The sequence below is a fragment of the Pedobacter sp. 01T416_2 genome (genome assembly GCF_056398925.1).
Genome location: NZ_JBFTQI010000002.1, coordinates 1 through 17732 on the forward strand (window position 1 = coordinate 1; position 17732 = coordinate 17732).

The following is a 17732-nucleotide window of genomic DNA, read 5'->3' on the forward strand; positions in this document are numbered from 1 at the left end:
CCCGATCACCAACCTGATCACGATAGGATCGGTTAGTGATGTGAAAACTATGCTTGTGCGCCTGATCGATTTTCTGCAGGCTGAACAGATTACGGTAATGTTTACAGCCCTCACCCTTAATAATATAGTCAACGAACAGACTGATGAAGGGGTTTCTTCGCTTGTTGATGCCTGGCTTTTAATCCGTGATATTGAGAACAACGGTGAGCGGAACCGTGGATTGTATATCATGAAGTCAAGAGGAATGAAACATTCAAACCAGATACGCGAATTTGTGATTACAGATAAGGGACTGGATCTGGTGGATGTATATCTTACCGAGGATGGCGTGCTAACCGGCTCGGCGCGGGAGGCAAGGATGCTTATGGAGCAGACCGGCGAGATCATCCATGCCCAGGCTGTCAGCCGTAAGGACCGTGAACTTCAACGCAAACGGAAAATTTTAGAATCAAAGATAGAAAGTCTAAGATCCGAATATGAATCAGCAGAAGAGGAACTCAATAAAGTTTATGTTGAGGAGGCTTTAAAAAAACAGATCATGGGCGAAACGATAAGCAAAATTGCCGATCTGCGCAGGGGAGATGATGGTGGAGAAGAAAAAAATGTAAACAAAAACAAATAAATAGTGGGGAAAGCATATGAACTCCGGCTATATGTGGCCGGTAAAACCAATAAATCGGTAGTCGCACTGGAAAACCTGAAAAAGCTCTGCGAGGAGCATCTGAAAGGAAAATATAGTATTGAGGTGATCGATCTTTTGGAAAAACCACAGCTGGCTGAAGGTGATCAGATATTTGCCATTCCGACACTGGTAAAAAAAGTGCCTGAACCGGTCCGCAAAATTATAGGTGACCTTTCAAATGAGGAAAAGGTTCTGGTAGGACTGGACATACGTACAAAGATTAATAATTAGTTATGCCGATAGGAAACCCCGATCATCCAGACAGTACCCAAAGCGACGATTTTTTTTCGCTTAGGCTTTTCATTGCAGGTGCATCACCAGTTTCCGCAAGGGCAGTTGTCAACATCCGTGCAATATGCGAGGAATTTATTGCCGGCAGGTATGAGCTGGATATCATTGATGCACATCAGCAGCCCTTGTTAGTGCAGCAGGAAGATGTGACGGCCATCCCGATGTTGATCAAAAAATCGCCAGTTCCGATCAAAAAGCTGATCGGGGACTGCTCTGACCGTGCGAAAGTATTGAAAGGTTTGGGTATCAGTTATTAAGTTATGCAGAAGTCAAGTGAACATATCAGGCTCGAGCGGGCCTATGAAGAACTTCGTATCCAGCTCGAGGAAGCCAACGATATTATCCATGCAATCCGCTCTGGAGAAGTTGATGCCCTGATTGTAAATGGCCAGGATGGTCATCAGCTTTTTACGCTTAAGAGCGCTGATCATACCTACAGGATCTTTATCGAACAGATGACCGAAAGCGCACTTACCCTCGATGAATCATATAGGGTACTGTATTGCAACTCACAACTCGCAAGGCTTTTGGGGCTGCCTTTAGAAAAGGTTATCGGTCTAAACTTTTTGGCATTTTTTTCAATAGAAGATCAGGCCTTTGTTCGAGAGACAATCGATGGCGCTTGGGAAGTGGACACCAAGGCAGAAGTAGATATCATCAACAGCTCGGGAACTTCCTTGGCGGTTCAGCTCTCTCTAAAGGCGCTTAATCTTGATGAAGGCACTTCACTGAGCGTCATTATTACTGACCTAAGCGAGCTGAAGAAAAACCAGTTGCTTTTGGAAACGAGGAACAGGGAACTTGAAGCSGCAAGAAAAAATGCAGATGAACTCAATGAAAATCTTGAAAATACAGTCAGGCTAAGGACACAGGAGCTCGAGACTATCAACGAAAAACTCGCAGCAGTCAATGATCTTCAGCAAGAAGTCAACGGTCAGCTTAAAGATGCACTCGATGCGCTGAGGGAGAGCGAAGATAACTTACAGTCTGCCTTCGACGCTGCTGAGCTGGGCAGTTGTAACCTGGATATCAAAACAGGACGGGTTGAAGTATCAGAGCGGTTCAGGAAACTCTGCGGTTTGCCTTTGGAGGGGGAGGTGAGCTGGACAATGGTGCTGAGCAGTGTTGGTTCCGAATACCTATCAGCGCTTCAAGGGGTTCTTCAGGATTGTATCAATCTTGGAAAGCCCCTGGATTATACCTATCCGATCAAGCATCTTATTTCCGGTGAGAACCGTTGGATGAGGATAGTTGGTAAGTTAAAAAAAGGCAGCTTTGGCGATTTTGATAGCTTTTATGCTGTTTTAATGGACGTGACAGATCAGAAAAGGGATGAACAGCGGAAGAACGATTTTATTGCAATGGTTAGTCACGAACTCAAGACACCGCTTACTTCCATGAAAGGTTATATTCAGGTTATGCAGCTGAAAGCCATGGGTACGATGAATGGCTTTGCAGATAAGGCCCTCCAGGGCGCTGAGCGTCAGATCAATAAAATGACTGGCATGATCAATGGTTTTCTCAACCTCTCTCGTTTGGAATCGGGAAAAATGCTGATGGATTTTCAGCCTATAGAAATGTCTGTCCTGCTTAAGGAAGTGGTAGAGGAATATATCGCAACGGTAAACAACCATAATATAAAATATGCATTCCAACCCGGTTTTTTTGTGAACGCAGACAGGGACAAACTTGGACATGTGGTCAATAATCTGATCAGTAATGCGGTGAAATATTCGCCGGCTGATAGTGAAATAACTATTGACAGTTATCTTGAGGATGATAAAGCCGTATTCCGCATAATGGATCATGGGATGGGAATAGATGAAAACGATATACCAAAACTATTCGAACGGTTTTACCGGGTAGAAAACAATCGGATGAGTACTGTTGCCGGTTTTGGAATAGGACTTTATCTATCTGCCGAGATTATACAGAGACATGGAGGAAAGATATGGGCAGAAAGCCAGTTAACAAAGGGCTCGGTTTTTTATTTCAGCTTACCATTAATTAATCCTGCAAAGCGCTTTTAGTGCGAAAGCTGGTGGAGGGATTATCTAAAAAAAAATGCCGCTATATGCGGCATTTTTTTTATTGGATTTCGATCTGTCTGGCGACCGCTTTGGCTTCCTCTTTTTTAGGAAGTTCAAGTTTCAGAATCCCATCGTTATAGCTTGCACTGATCTTTTCAATGTCAGCACTTTCCGGAAGTGTGAAAGATCTTGTGAAAGCCGAATAACTATACTCTTTTCTGTTATAGGTTCTTCCTTCGCTAAGGTTTTCGTTTTTTGTTTCAGTTGAGATCGTGAGCATATCCCTTTCTACCGAAACGCGGAAATCATCTTTTTTAAGTCCGGGCGCAGCAAGCTCAATGTGATAGTGATCGGCTGACTCCGAGATATTTACAGCCGGAACGTTGCTTAAACGACGGTCGGTAAAAAAAGTGTCGCCAAGTACTGATTCAAAGATGTCATTAAAGCCTGGCAATAATGAACTATTCTTTTTTTCTGGATTGAATTTAACCAATGTCATAGTGTTTTCTCCTTTAAAACTTTTAATAATAAATGGACTATAAATCAATTAATTTTCTCTGGACGCTGATGGTCCAATTTTAATTAATCAACCGCTATGCCAATGGTGAAAATAAAGCGATTATGGCGGTCAAGCTGAAAAATTTTCATTTTTTCTGAAATTTTTTCAGTGTACGGAACTGAAATTTTTTCATTGCATGAACCTCGCTTTTAATCAGACTGCCCAAAAGATCTGATAGCACCTGAAATAAACGCTGAGCAACTGTATCAGATTATTGGTTTGTAATGTTTATATTTTCAAAAATGCCCACTGCTGGTTACGYCCGCCACTATATGACCATTGAATAGCTGTGCCGCCATTGTTGAGTGAAGATCCATTAATATCCAAAGCCTTTCCGCTATTTACATTAACGATCCTATAATATCCATTACTGGTAATCTGAATTGACCATTTTTGATTTGCACCGCCACTATAATCCCATAAAGCTGCCTGGCCGCCATCAGCAGTGCTCCAGCCATTAATTTCTAAACACTTTCCGGTGGCATGCATTGGTGTTAACCTGTAATATCCACCTCCCGCATCTTCCACTTTGAATTGCTGGTTTGCGCCCGCTACATAAGCCCATTGCTGAGCAGGTGTTTGATTGGCAGTACCCCATCCTCCAATTTCCAATGCCTTAAAACTGTATCTGTTTACAATCTGGTAAACCTGTCCCATCTGGATGGTTGAAGTCGTGTTATTTTGTGCGCCCTGTAATACTGCGGCAAGGCCTTGCTGATCAGCAACTCCGTTTGTCTGCCTGTCAATGATTCTAAATGCATTGTTTCCACTTGATCCATCATCGAAATAAAATGGAAGCAAGCCATTTAAGAGTGCCTGGTGGGTAACATGATTGATATAGTATGCCCTGCTGGCCAGATGCAGTGTCAACGCATCTCCAGAAAGCGTTGTCGACCGCCGGATTGCTCCATATTCTCCCAATATAACCGGAATACCTTTATCAATATACTTGGTCTTCATCAGCGAAAAATCTGCTCCGGCATTTGATTCCTCGCCAAATGTGGCATTCCGTGAAGCATCAGTAGTAGAATGATATCCATCGCCCCAATAATAAAACATATTGCCCCAACTTACATCCTGAGTGAGACCGGCAAAATTAAAAGGAGTGTAATGATGTACTTCAACCATCAGGCGATTGGCTGCAGGATCGGTGGGCAGGGTATTCATTAAATTATTGGTGTATTCAATGCTGGTTGTGGGTCCTTGAATAACCAACACCCTGTAACTATTTCGGCCACCAGTTGATCTGACTGCATTTACAAAGGTTTGATGATAGGAAAGCAGAACGCCCATTCCGGTAGCATCTGATACCGCAGGTTCGTTAGCACTGGCAAACATAACATGTTCGTCAAAATCACGCATCTGTGTCGCAATCTGCTCCCAAAAAGCTTTTTGCATGGCGTTAACCGCGGCCTGCTGGGCTGTGGTACAGTTGTTCTCCAGCCAACCTCCGTCCCAATGGATATTTAATATTACATACAGGCCATCGTTAACACAGTATTGCACAACTTGCTTTACCCTGTTTAGCCATGATTGCTGAAGTTCTGCCGTAGCACTGTTGGCCATATATTGGTTCCATGAGCAAGGGATCCGAACGGCAGTAAAACCGCTTCTTTTCACCTGATCGATAAGCGCCTGGCTAACCATAGGATTGCCCCAGTTTGTTTCACCACCAATTGCCTCAAGTGTGTTGCCTATATTCCAGCCCAGTTTGAATTTTGCCGAAAGCTGCATCGCCGTGCTGTTTACTCCCGATTGGTCGGGTGGAAGAGGTGATAGGTTATAACTTGGATAACTGGTTGCGGTTAACGCCCTGGCAGTTGTTTTATTAGTTGTATCCGATTCTGGAAGGGCAACTTCCGGCTTTTGGCATCTTGTTACTAAAAGGAACATAAAGATGCCCATAAAATATTTTAAGGTTCTCATATTGTTGTAGATGATTTGGTTAGTAAACTGTATTAGATTCATCCAATAACAGCTAATAATAGATTAAGCAACTAGCTTTTTACAGATAGTTTTTTATTGATCGGATAAGAAACCATTGGTGCAGGTAATGTGGTTTGCTTTCCTTTTTTACTGAGTTAATACAGGAAAGCGGTTTGTTACCATCGGTTGATGTTGTGTTTTTTTCGTTTCCGATTGTTTGTACACTGACGGGCCACGTACTTCCCGACAGTAGCCGGGGCTGCAGTCTTGTTGGTTCTAACAGCCTTGTTAGATTGATAATTTTCATGCTCATAATTGTTTTTTGGTTAGATATGGTGATTATTAGTAGGCTGAGGCTGATAAACCTGCAATGGCCGGTAATACTGATTCGAACCAGCAATCACGCTGATTATAAAAAGTAAGGCCGGTCCATGGGTTTATAGGATCTACATGCCAACAATTAAAAGTAACTATAGGTAATCTGTACACGGGGTATATATGTTACTAAATAGGTAACAAATGTTGCCTGTTAATTTTAGTATTTTACAGGCAAGGCTTGCTTACAATTATCCGTTAAAACATAAATGGTTTTTAGGGGATTTATGTGACTTTAGTTAACATATTCATTTCAGGATAAAGCCTAAAAATTGATAAAATGTTACATAAGGGAGAGATGTTTTTATAAGGCAAAATTATCTTGTTTTTTAGTTATTTGTTTGTTTTTCAGTGTTTAAAGGTGTTTTGTTTAGCTTTCTAATCAAAATGCTACCGATAGCTATGTAACAAAAATATCCTTCTTTGTATCATTTGAGGCATTCGTCAGTTTGACTTGAAACTATATTTGAATATTCAAAGCCAATAATTAATGGCAAGCAACTAGGGTCAGTGTTAGGGAGAATAAACTCTTATTTCTCGCTGTTCCTGGAGGTGTCGTTAATTAAGGGCGAAACAAACCAAAATAAACCAAATATGAACCAAAAAATTTCTATTCGGAAATTACCGGCTTTTTTGCTGGTGGTAATTTTCTTAGTGCTCCTGCACTTAAAAGGTTATGCCCAGGAGAGGCAGATTACAGGAAAGATCGTGGGGAACGACAATCCCGCACCATTGCGCGGAGCTACCGTGCTGCTCAAGGCTAAGAACACAGCTGTATCAACAAATGAACAGGGACAGTATTCTATAAGGGCGAATACTGGTGATGTACTCGTTTTCAAAATGATCGGTTTTCAATCACAGGAAATAATGATCGGTGATGGTAGTGTCATCAATGTTATCTTAAGGATCGAATCTACAAAACTGGATGAAGTTGTTGTAATTGGCTATGGTGATAAGGCCAGGGGTGATCTTACGGGATCTATATCTTCGATTTCTGGCAAAGAACTCCTTAGAACACAGCCAACAACTGTTGATCAGGCACTACAGGGAAAAGTTCCCGGTGTTGTGGTTCAACAGATTTCCGGCCAGCCAGGTGGAGGTGTTTCTGTTCAGATCCGCGGACTATCGGGCTTTAGTAATAATCCTCCTTTATATGTAGTAGATGGTCTTCAGATCTTGCCTTCAACCGGAGATAAGGGTACAAATCCATTATCCAGTATCAATCCATCCGAAATCGCTTCAATAGATATTTTGAAGGATGCTTCAGCTACCGCTATTTATGGCGCACAGGCAACCAACGGTGTGGTCATCATCACTACTAAGCGAGGGGTTTCTGGTCCTCCGGTAGTGAGCTATGATGGTTATGCAGGTGCCCAGGCGCTACCCAAATACTATGAGGTAATGAACCTTAGGGAATATGCAACCTTTATGAATGACAAGGCCGCAATCATCGGTTATGATCTCAGACCGCAGTTTGCAAATCCTGCATACCTGGGTGTGGGAACGGATTGGCAAAAAGCCTTATTCAGGACCGCACTGATGCAGAACCATAATGTTGCCCTTACCGGAGGTGATGCCAGAACGAAATATTACCTTTCAGGAACTTATTTTTCTCAGGACGGAATTGCACTGGGATCTGATTTCAGAAGGATCTCAAGCCGCTTAAACCTGGATAACAAAACAACCGATTGGTTAAAAATGGGGGTGAGCCTGCAATTGGCCAATGTAAAAGAAAATGTAACTACTTCTCAATCAGGCGTAATCAGACAGGCGTTAAATCAAACACCTGATGTAAATGTGGTAAATCCAGATGGTACCTGGGGCGGCAATGATCCCAATATTTATGGCGCTACAGGAAGCAATCCATTTGCCTTGGCGAAAATCGTAAAAGACCTTAAGAACCGCTACGAATTATTCGGAAATGCTTATGCCGAAATTCAGTTTGCCAAAGGACTTACACTACGCAATGAGATATCAGGGAATTTTACGACAGCTACCGAAGATCAGTTTGATCCTATTTATACAATGGGCGCTTACTCCAAAACCTCTAATTCGGCAAGTTATTTTAGCGGAAAAAATACATTTTATTCCCTTACCAATTACCTAACCTACTCGCATTCTTTTGCCAACAAATATAACCTGAATGCAATGGTTGGGCACGAGTCTAAACTGTGGGATTATGAAAACGTATCGGCAAAGAGAACAAATTTTCCCAGCAATAATGTACAGGCCATAAATGGTGGTGATGCCACAACGGCTACCAACTCTGGCGATAAAGGACAAACAGCTGGAGAGTCCTATTTCGGCCGTATTGATTTTAAATACGATGATAAGTACAATGTTACGCTTAACGTCCGCAATGATGGGTCATCCAAATTTGCAGCTAATAACAGATGGGTGACCACTTATTCTGGTGCATTCGCCTGGAAACTGAAACAGGAAAAATTTCTTAAAGACGTAAAAGCGATCGATGATCTGAAACTTAGGATTGGATATGGTTTGCAGAATAACCAAAATATTCGTGATTATGCCTACGGCTCAACTTTAACGACTGTAGCAACATCATTATCGGGTAATTCGCAGCTGATTGCTACCAGTGGCAATCCTGATGTAAAAWGGGAAACAACAAAAGGCTATAATACCGGTCTGGATGTAAGTATCCTGAACAGAAGGGTTGACTTTTCGATAGATGCGTATTATAAAAGAACGGATAACTTATTGTTAAGCCTCACCTTACCATTATATTCAGGTATGGTTGATGCTACAGGCTATGCCCCGGGATCGATCCAGTCACCTTATATCAATATCGGTTCTGTGAGTAATAAAGGGATTGAATTTTCTGTAACCACCCATAATATTAAATCTAAAAACTTCAACTGGAGAAGTAATCTGACATTTTCCCGTAACAACAATAAAATCCTCACCTTAAATACCGATGCTGCCGCACTATATGGTTATGCAGGTAGCACAGCAATTACCAAATCAACGGTGGGCCGATCGATTGGGGAGTATTATGGTTACGAAACATTAGGCACCTATAAAAATGCAGAAGATTTTAAAAAGTATCCTGCTTTACCACAAAAAGGTGGACTTCCAATTCCAATCACCAATGGTTCAGGAGGTGTATGGGTAGGAGATGTTATATTTAAGGATCAAAATAACGATGGCGTGATCGATGAAAGCGACCAGGTTTATTTAGGTTCACCAATTCCGAAATTCCAGTTTGGAATAAACAACAGCTTTAATTATAAAAACTTCGACCTGAATATCTTCATGTCTGGAAATTATGGCAATAAACTTTATAACCAGGTGAGGGTAGATGCAGAAAATCCGAATCAGAATTTTGGATACTTTAGAAATGTGGGAGATTTTGCCCGCATAGGGTTAATTAATCCTGCCGGTTCTGCTACTGATATCAACAACGTATATATTACTAATCCCGAAACCAGTATCACCAGAATCAGTCAGTCCAGCGGTAACGACAACCAACGTTTTTCGAGCAAATATATCGAAGATGGTTCTTTTATAAGGTGCAAAAGCATTACGCTGGGATATAATTTTAAAGAGAGTCTTTTATCTAAAATCCACCTGAAAAACTTGCGCCTGTATGCCCAGGTAACCAACGTATTTACAATTACAAAATATAAAGGTTACGATCCTGAGATAGGTTCATGGAATCCCTTAGCAGCAGGTGTAGATAATGGATATTATGCGCAGCCACGTGTGTTTACTATTGGTGCCAACATCTCTATTTTAAACAACTAAGACCTAAAATTATGAAACATATTAAACTATACATACTCACTTTATTCGCCGCTGCCATAATAATAAGCGGCTGTAAAAAAGATTTTCTGGATAGAGCGCCCTTGTCGCAAATAACAACAGATAATTTTTATAAGAGCTCTTCAGACTTAAGGCTTGCCACAGCTGCCCTTTATGCGCAGCCATGGAACGATTGGAACAGTTTCCCTTTGCTCGGTATCGGCGACATTCTGAGCGGCAATATGTTGCAGCCTTATAATGCTGACCTTGCCCAGTTGACTTCGTTTGCGGTAACCAGCAATAATGGACAAATTGGTACCTCATGGCGCTGTTTTTATAAAATAGTGGCGCATTGTAATACCAATATTAAGGCAATCACTAATAACGTGCCAGATAGCGTATCCCTCAAAAGTAAAAATGGGGCACTTGGAGAGCTGAAGTTTTTGCGTGCCACTGCGTATTTTCATTTGGCACAGTTGTGGGGGGCAGTGCCCATCATTGAGGATAATGATAAATTAATAAAAAATCCACTGTTGCCACGTCACCTGCTTAGCGATGTATACAAATTTATCATCAGCGACTTAAGGTTTGCCGCAGGCGCATTGCCACCACGCGATCAGGCAGGAAGGGTAACTACCTGGTCTGCTCAGGGTATGCTGGCCAAAGTATATTTAACAAAAGCCGGTATCAGCGGAAGCAGACGCCAGTCGGATTTAGACAGTGCTGCATTTTTCGCTAAAAATGTAATCAATACCAGTGGATTAACCCTTTTGCCAAGTTATTACAACCTGTTTAGAACACAGTTTAATGACAACCAGGAATCACTTTTTGCCTTTCAGTGGGCACCTGGTGTGGGTTATGGTAATGGTAATGCGATGCAGACCCAGTTTGCACCCAGCGGGAGCATAGTTCCGCCTGGTGGAGGATGGGGCGGTGCCATTGGACCAACCGTTGATCTTGATACCTTATATACACCTCAGGATTCTATACGACGCAAAGCGACCTTTATGCTTACAGGCGATCACTAYCCCGAACTGAACGCAGCTGGCGGAGGGTATACTGCTACCTCATGCAGCGTTAAAAAACATATTGTTGGTACTGCTATCGATAATAACGCACCAACGATGGACATATGGTCTTCTAGCGAACATAATGCGGTTTTACGCCTGGCTGATGTTTATCTGGTGTATGTTGAGGCCTTACTAGGAACCAGTAGTTCAACTTCTGATGCAGAAGCATTAAGGGTTTTCAACATGGTAAGGAAAAGGGCTGGTGTTGATCCGGTAACAACAATCACCACGGAAACACTTAGAAATGAAAGAAGGATTGAGCTGGCATATGAGGGGCAGTACTGGTTTGATCTGGTTCGCCTTTCATATTATAATCCACAAGGGGCTGTTAACATATTGAACAATCAGATTCAGAAGAAAACCAGGGTTCAGTTTGCTTATGATCCAGCTACAGGGAAGAAGACCAGAAATAACAATGGGATAGTTATTACAGCACCAACCATTGCAACCTTTACTTTGCCTATACCGGCCACAGAGATAACTGCCGATCCGAAATTATTGGATCCACCAGTGGCATATTATTAATTCGGACTAATTTATTATTAATCAAAAAAGATATGAAAAATCTGTTAAACAGGGCCAATAGCCATTTGTTACTTATTTTAGTTGCAATAATATTTTTTGCAGTTCAAGGCTGTAAAAAAGATGCATCCTCCTCATCATCAGGTCCACCGGTTATTACTGGAGTACGTAATTATGTACCCAGTCCGGGCGATTCGCTCTTAACCAGGGTAGGAACCGGAAAATGGGTTGTAATTACAGGGAGTAACCTAAAAGGAGCACTCCAGATTTATTTTAACGGAGTAAAGGGCTCATTTAACGACGCCTGGTTTTCTGATACAAGTGCAATCGTATTAATGCCGGCAGTAATTCCTTTCCCTTTGGTAGAACCTTCGCAGCTTAATATCATACGTTTTGTAACCACAAAGGGCGAAACTACCTTTTCATTTCCGATCGTTGCTCCTGCACCTACGATTTCCGAAATATCAAATGAAAGCGCCAATCCTGGCGATAGCGTTACGATAAAAGGATTAAATTTCTTTTTTATTCAACGGGTAAGCTATGCTGGGGTGGAGGTAACGGGCTTTAAGGGCGCAAATGATGGTACCGCCATAAGTATGGCAGTTCCTGCAAGTGTTTCTACACCTGGACCTGTTATTGTGACCACAAAATCGGGTACAGCCACCACCTTTTACAACGTTCATGATTTTACAACAGGTGTATTAAATAACTATGACGGTATAAATACCTTCAGCTGGGGTTCTGATGTTTCAAACAGCGCTGTGAATTTCCCGGGGAATAATGGTAACTATGGAATATTAAAGGCAACAAATATCCCTGCTGGCAATGGAAGCTGGTGGGAAGGCGGACGCTCCATCAATACCAACGCAGTTCAGTGGGTTCCTAAAGCCAATTTGCAAGATACTCTGAACAAGTATTCATTAAAATTTGAAATCGCTGTTAAGAAGCCTTGGACCGATGGTTCCATTCAGATTGTTAAAGACTATACATTTGACTATTCTGCTTTTTATCGCCCTTGGAAAAATGCTAACGGTTCTAACACTTCATTTAAAACAAATGGCTGGCAAACAGTCACTGTTCCATTATCGAACTTTTTAAAGAACGGACTGCCAGCTCAGACCTTGACCGAGTTACTCGGTTCGACCGGAAATGGAGCAATCAACGTCACTTTTACCAATGATGGTAAAACTGTCGTCACCGACTTTGAAGCCGCTGTTGATAATATCAGGATCGTAAAAATAAGATAAGCAATAATTCGGCCCGTAATTTACGGGCCGGTATGTTTTAATTATAGCAATGGGAAAGATTTCCTATAATCTTAAGAAGAAAARTAAAACAAACTTATGAGCCGCTTCGGAAATGTAAAAATAAAAGGATGCCTATATATCTTGGTATTGCTCTCCTTTAGCCTGCTTACCGCATATTGTAAAAAGAAAGAAGAAGTTCAACCACAGCTCAGCATTTCTACATCGGATGTTGCTTTTCTGCCTGATGGAGGCATCTCCAATATAACGGTTACCAGCAATGGTAAGTGGAATACTAAAAATCCTGCCGATCTTTGGTTGCAGGTTAACCAGACTGCTGGAAATGAAGGAAATACCGAATTAAAGTTAACCGCAATGCCTAATCTTACAGGTGTTTCCCGTGCTGCGGTAATGGTGGTTAATTCAGATAACGGACAGGCCCGAAGGATTACGATATCGCAAACGAGTACACTATATCCTTCCTATAATACATCGCCCAAAGCCCCCGACCAAACAGGTATGGGCAGCACAGCGGTACAACTGGCGGCGAAAATGAATTTGGGCCTGAATATTGGAAATACAATGGAAGCTCAGGGCGGCGAAACGGGCTGGGGTAACCCCCAGATTACTGAATCGTATGTGAAATTTGTAAAACAGACAGGTTTTAATGCAATACGCATTCCTTGCGCCTGGGACTGGAAACATTTGAGCGACGAGCAAAAGGCTACCATCGATCCTGTATGGCTTAACCGTGTTAAAGAAGTAGTTAAATATTGTGTAGACAATGATATGTATGTACTGCTGAATATCCACTGGGACGGGGGCTGGCTGGATCAGAATATCAACCAGGCAAAGAAAGAGCTGGTTAATGCGAAACAAAAGGCATTATGGGAGCAGATTGCTACAACCATGAGAGATTTTGATGAGCATCTGATGTTTGCCAGTGCAAATGAACCTCCTGCCGAAAATGCAGAACAGATGGCAATATTAAACAGTTACCACCAAACATTTATAAATGCCGTTCGTGCTACAGGTGGCAGAAACAGTTACCGTGTGCTGGTTGTTCAGGGGCCAGGCACTGATTTCGAAAAAACAAATAATCTGATGAATACCCTTCCAACAGATCAGGTGCCTAACCGCATGATGGTTGAGGTGCATAACTATACGCCATCTCAATTTACAATATTGCTTGATGGTGATGCCAGTTGGGGTAAAATGTTCTACTACTGGGGATCGGGCCATCATTCGGTTATCGATCCTAGCCGAAATGCAACCTGGGGTGAAGAAAGTGAATTATCAAGATTATATGCATTGATGAAAGCCAAGTTTGTCGATAAAGGAATTCCGGTAATACTGGGTGAATATGCAGCTTTCAGGAGAACAAATTCCAATTATCTGCCTTCGGATATGGCAAAACACAATGAGTCGATAGATTACTGGACAACTTATTCAACCCAACAGGCCATTAAATCTGGCCTCAAGCCCTTCTTTTGGGAACAAGGTACCGTTTTAGACCGAAGAAATAATAAAGTTCTCGATCAGGGGATCGTAAATGCCCTTATTGCCGGATCTAAGTAAAAGCAACTGTATTTATACAGTAAGAAATAATAAATCTACGGTTCTTCATGGGCCGTAGATTTTGGTAAATATAAATTTCCCGGCCAGGTGGAAGCTTAGCTATTGATGGATGGAAAGCCTCCATCTCCGAGAGAATGATTATACACACAAATAATGAGCGTACGAATACAAGCCTGGTTTATATTTTTTATATTGCTCCTTTTTATCCAGGTAAAAGGTCATACCCAGATTGTTCTGCCAAAACTTTTTGGCGATAATATGGTTTTGCAAAGAGGTATTAAAATTCCGGTTTGGGGAAACGCTGCACCGGGTACACATATCATAGCCGAGCTAGGGGGATTCCGTGCTGTCGCGATAGCAGATCATGAAGGGAAATGGATCATCCGTTTTCCGGTGCATAAAGCAGGTGGTCCCTATGCACTTAAAATTTCAGAACAGGGAAAACCGGGCTCAGAAATCAAGCTTAATGGAATTCTTATTGGCGATGTATGGCTGGCTTCCGGGCAATCGAATATGGAGTGGCAGGTAAAGCAATCCCTGGATGCAGATAATGAAATTTCAAATGCCAATTATCCAGAAATACGCCTGCTTCAGGTAGCGCACGATAAGAAATTAACACCACAGCACAATATCCCTGGGGGAACATGGGCAGTTTGTAATCCTGTAAATGTGCCGCAGTTTTCGGCTGTTGCCTATTATTTTTCCCGAAAAATACATCGTGATCAGCATGTTCCCATTGGTATTATCCAAAGCACTTGGGGAGGCACGCCTATAGAGTCGTGGACAAGCCGGGAGCAATTGCTGACTTCACCGATCACCAAAACACGCATGATTGCCAACGATACGCTAAGTGAACAAAGTTTTGTAAATGATAGCCTTAATCTGATCCGTTTCTGGGACATCGTATATCACCCGCAAAAAAATACGGATAAAACAATACCAGCAACCAGTTATGACGATTCGGGCTGGCCCACTGTAGAAATGCCCCGGCTGATCAAAGATTTTGGCATCGGGCCTTATGAAGGGATGGTATGGCTGCGTAAAAAGATAATCTTACCCGAATCCTTTTATGGAAAAGATTTAACCCTGCATCTCGGACACCCGGAAATGAACTATTCGATGTATTTCAATGGCGAAGAAATCTGTAAAACCATATGGAACAGTGATCCGAAACAATCCTATACCATTCCTGCTAAATTAATTAGAAAAGGCGAAAATACGATTAGCCTCAGGATAGCAATGTTATGGGGTGGTGGTGGCATAAATCCTCCTGCAGAGGAAATTAATATCACTGATGGTGCTGTTAAAGTTTCTTTAGCTGGAAAATGGCGGTATCAAAAAGACCTTGAACCAGGCTTGCCCCAAATAAAAAATTATCAAAATTATCCCTCATTGCTGTTCAATGCAATGATTAACCCGGTTATTCCTTTTGGTATCAAAGGATTTCTCTGGTACCAGGGAGAAGCCAATGAGGCCGAGGCCTATAACTACCGAAAGTTATTTCCCATGCTGATTGACGACTGGCGAAAACGTTGGAAACAGGGCAATCTGCCATTTATGTATGTTCAGCTCGCAAATTTCAAAAAAAGAAAGCCGCTTCCTTCCGAAAGTGAATGGGCCGAGTTAAGGGAAGCCCAAACGTTAACATTATCGCAACCCAATACTGGTATGGCCTGCATCATCGATATCGGTGAAGCAGATAATATCCATCCAAAGAACAAACAGGAGGTTGGCCGGCGCTTGGCATTAAATGCCAATAAACAGGTGTACAAACAAAAAGTAACAGCATCGGGCCCTTTGTATAAAAGTTACCGGAAAGAAGCAAATCGTATCTACATTAGTTTTAACAATGTTTCAGCTGGCCTCCGAAGCAAAGATGCCAAAGAAATAACAGGGTTCTCCATAGCTGGTAATGATCAACAGTTTTACTGGGCTAAAGCCACCATAGAGGGAAAATATGTGGTGGTTTATGCCGATCAGGTGCGGGATCCGCAAGCGGTACGCTATGCCTGGGCTGATAATCCCGAATGTAACCTGATAAATGCCGAAGGCTTGCCAGCCATCCCTTTCAGAACAGATAATTGGAAAGGAATTACACAGAAATAATCAAGCCTATAATTACAGGTTAACAATACTTTTTACCGAATAAAACAATATGAATAAATTTATAATCACAATTTTTTTGCTGCAGTTTAGTATTTGTGCAACAGCGCAATACCAGGTAGCTCAGAACCCGAAGGCCCCGGGTTTCTATACGAATCCAATTTTCGCAGGAGATTATCCCGACCCTAGTATATTACGCGATGGGGATAATTATTACATGGTACATTCATCTTTCGAATATTATCCAGGTTTATTGATCTGGCATTCAAAAGATCTGATCAACTGGAAACCAGTAGCTCACGCCTTGAACAAAAAAGTGGGTTCGGTGTATGCACCCGATCTGGTGAAGTATAAAAATAAGTTTTATATCTATTTCCCGGCAAACGGTACCAATTATGTGGTAACCGCAGATTCGATCGCGGGTAAATGGAGTGAACCGGTTGACCTGAAAATCGGCAACATCGACCCCGGACACATTACAGATGAGCAGGGTAAAAGGTATTTATTCTTCAGCGACGGAGGATTTGTGCCGTTATCTGATGATGGCCTTTCCACCACAGGAAACCAAAAGAGTTCATACAAAGGTTGGCCCATCCCTAGAAACTGGTCTATTGAGTGTTTTTGCCTGGAAGGCCCTAAATTGATAAAAAGGGGAGAATATTACTATATTACTGTAGCCGAAGGCGGAACAGCAGGTCCGATAACTGGTCACATGGTCGTATCTGCAAGGTCAAAATCACTGTCAGGGCCATGGGAAAACTCTCCCTATAATCCGATTGTAAGAACAACAGAGAAATCTGAAAAATGGAGATCAAAAGGGCATGCTACCATAATCGATGATGTAAAAGGAAACTGGTGGATGGTGTTCCATGCTTACGAAAAAGACTTTTACAACAAAGGCCGCCAAACGATGCTTCTGCCTATAGAATGGACAAAAGACGGCTGGTACAAAGTACCCACAGGTATAATCGACAGTAAACCGATCAGAAAGCCAGATTTGGCCCCCTCTACAACCAATTTCAACCTGAACGATAATTTTGCGGGTCATAAATTAAAATCTCAATGGCAATTCTTTGATGAGCTGGATACCAATAGGTTTAAATTGGCTAACAATAGCTTGTCTGTTAAAGCAAAAGGAAATACTATAGGCAATAGTTCTCCTTTATTATGCATACCCGAAGACCATTCCTACACCGTTGATGTTGAGGTATTAATTGAAGGAAAAGCAACTGCTGGCTTGGCTCTTTTTTACAACAGCACTGCATCGTCTGGGATACTGGCCAATAATGAAGATGTAGTTGCCGATTTGCGTGGCTGGCGAGCTCCGGCTGAAAAAAATGTAGTGAACAACCATGTGTTCCTGCGTCTCAAAAATATAGAGAATACGGTAGATCTATATTACAGTAAAGATGGTGTGAAATGGAACAAAATTGAAAATTCCTTTGAGGTATCGGGCATGCACCATAATGTACTTAGCGGATTTTTGAGCTTACGGATCGGCCTTTGTTCCATCGGAGAAGGAAAGGTAACGTTTAAGAATTTTAAATATACCCCGGTAAAATAAATATTAGTTTCATTAAAACTAAAAAT

General features: G+C 41.9%; 12 protein-coding genes. 10 read left to right on the top strand and 2 right to left on the bottom strand.

Annotation, left to right across the window (positions count from 1 at the left end; translation table 11 throughout):
- From AC1DPQ_RS00155 to AC1DPQ_RS00170, 4 genes are all read left to right on the top strand, one after another.
- The coding region (locus tag AC1DPQ_RS00155; protein WP_477607436.1) for an ATPase domain-containing protein at positions 1-622 on the top strand (622 nt) is incomplete at its 5' end.
- A 3-nt stretch (positions 623-625) separates the two neighbouring features.
- Positions 626-913 carry a circadian clock protein KaiB gene (kaiB, locus tag AC1DPQ_RS00160; RefSeq protein ID WP_230145335.1) on the top strand — a complete coding sequence of 96 codons (288 nt, stop codon included), beginning with the start codon at positions 626-628 and terminating at the stop codon, positions 911-913.
- Between the two features lie 2 nt (positions 914-915).
- Entirely contained in the window at positions 916-1230 is a 315-nt protein-coding gene (locus AC1DPQ_RS00165; protein WP_440822955.1) for a circadian clock KaiB family protein, read from the top strand.
- 3 nt (positions 1231-1233) lie between these two features.
- Positions 1234-3003, top strand: a complete 1770-nt coding sequence (locus AC1DPQ_RS00170; protein WP_477578876.1) for an ATP-binding protein — start codon at positions 1234-1236, stop codon at positions 3001-3003.
- Between the two features lie 58 nt (positions 3004-3061).
- Here the strand turns inward: AC1DPQ_RS00170 and AC1DPQ_RS00175 are convergent, their stop codons facing one another.
- Positions 3062-3502 carry an Hsp20/alpha crystallin family protein gene (locus tag AC1DPQ_RS00175; RefSeq protein ID WP_029280345.1) on the bottom strand — a complete coding sequence of 147 codons (441 nt, stop codon included), beginning with the start codon at positions 3500-3502 and terminating at the stop codon, positions 3062-3064.
- 288 nt (positions 3503-3790) lie between these two features.
- The gene (locus AC1DPQ_RS00180; protein ID WP_477578878.1) at positions 3791-5488 is read right to left on the bottom strand and encodes a cellulase family glycosylhydrolase; all 1698 of its coding nucleotides are present in this window, start codon (positions 5486-5488) and stop codon (positions 3791-3793) included.
- A gap of 969 nt (positions 5489-6457) precedes the next feature.
- Here AC1DPQ_RS00180 and AC1DPQ_RS00185 point away from each other — a divergent pair.
- The 6 genes from AC1DPQ_RS00185 to AC1DPQ_RS00210 all read left to right on the top strand — a co-directional run bounded on the left by AC1DPQ_RS00185 (position 6458) and on the right by AC1DPQ_RS00210 (position 17706).
- Entirely contained in the window at positions 6458-9628 is a 3171-nt protein-coding gene (locus AC1DPQ_RS00185) for a SusC/RagA family TonB-linked outer membrane protein (RefSeq protein WP_477607438.1), read from the top strand.
- Between the two features lie 11 nt (positions 9629-9639).
- Positions 9640-11220 (top strand): RagB/SusD family nutrient uptake outer membrane protein, encoded by a 1581-nt coding sequence (locus tag AC1DPQ_RS00190; protein ID WP_477607440.1) that lies wholly within the window; start codon positions 9640-9642, stop codon positions 11218-11220.
- A gap of 32 nt (positions 11221-11252) precedes the next feature.
- Positions 11253-12464, top strand: a complete 1212-nt coding sequence (locus AC1DPQ_RS00195; protein ID WP_477607442.1) for a glycan-binding surface protein — start codon at positions 11253-11255, stop codon at positions 12462-12464.
- Between the two features lie 96 nt (positions 12465-12560).
- Positions 12561-14039, top strand: a complete 1479-nt coding sequence (locus AC1DPQ_RS00200) for a cellulase family glycosylhydrolase (RefSeq protein ID WP_477582185.1) — start codon at positions 12561-12563, stop codon at positions 14037-14039.
- Between the two features lie 153 nt (positions 14040-14192).
- Complete coding sequence (locus tag AC1DPQ_RS00205) at positions 14193-16145, top strand: sialate O-acetylesterase (protein ID WP_477582186.1); 1953 nt, start codon at positions 14193-14195, stop codon at positions 16143-16145.
- A gap of 49 nt (positions 16146-16194) precedes the next feature.
- A complete protein-coding gene (locus AC1DPQ_RS00210; protein ID WP_477582187.1) occupies positions 16195-17706 on the top strand; it encodes a family 43 glycosylhydrolase in 1512 nt (503 codons plus the stop codon).
- Positions 17707-17732 lie beyond the last annotated feature (26 nt).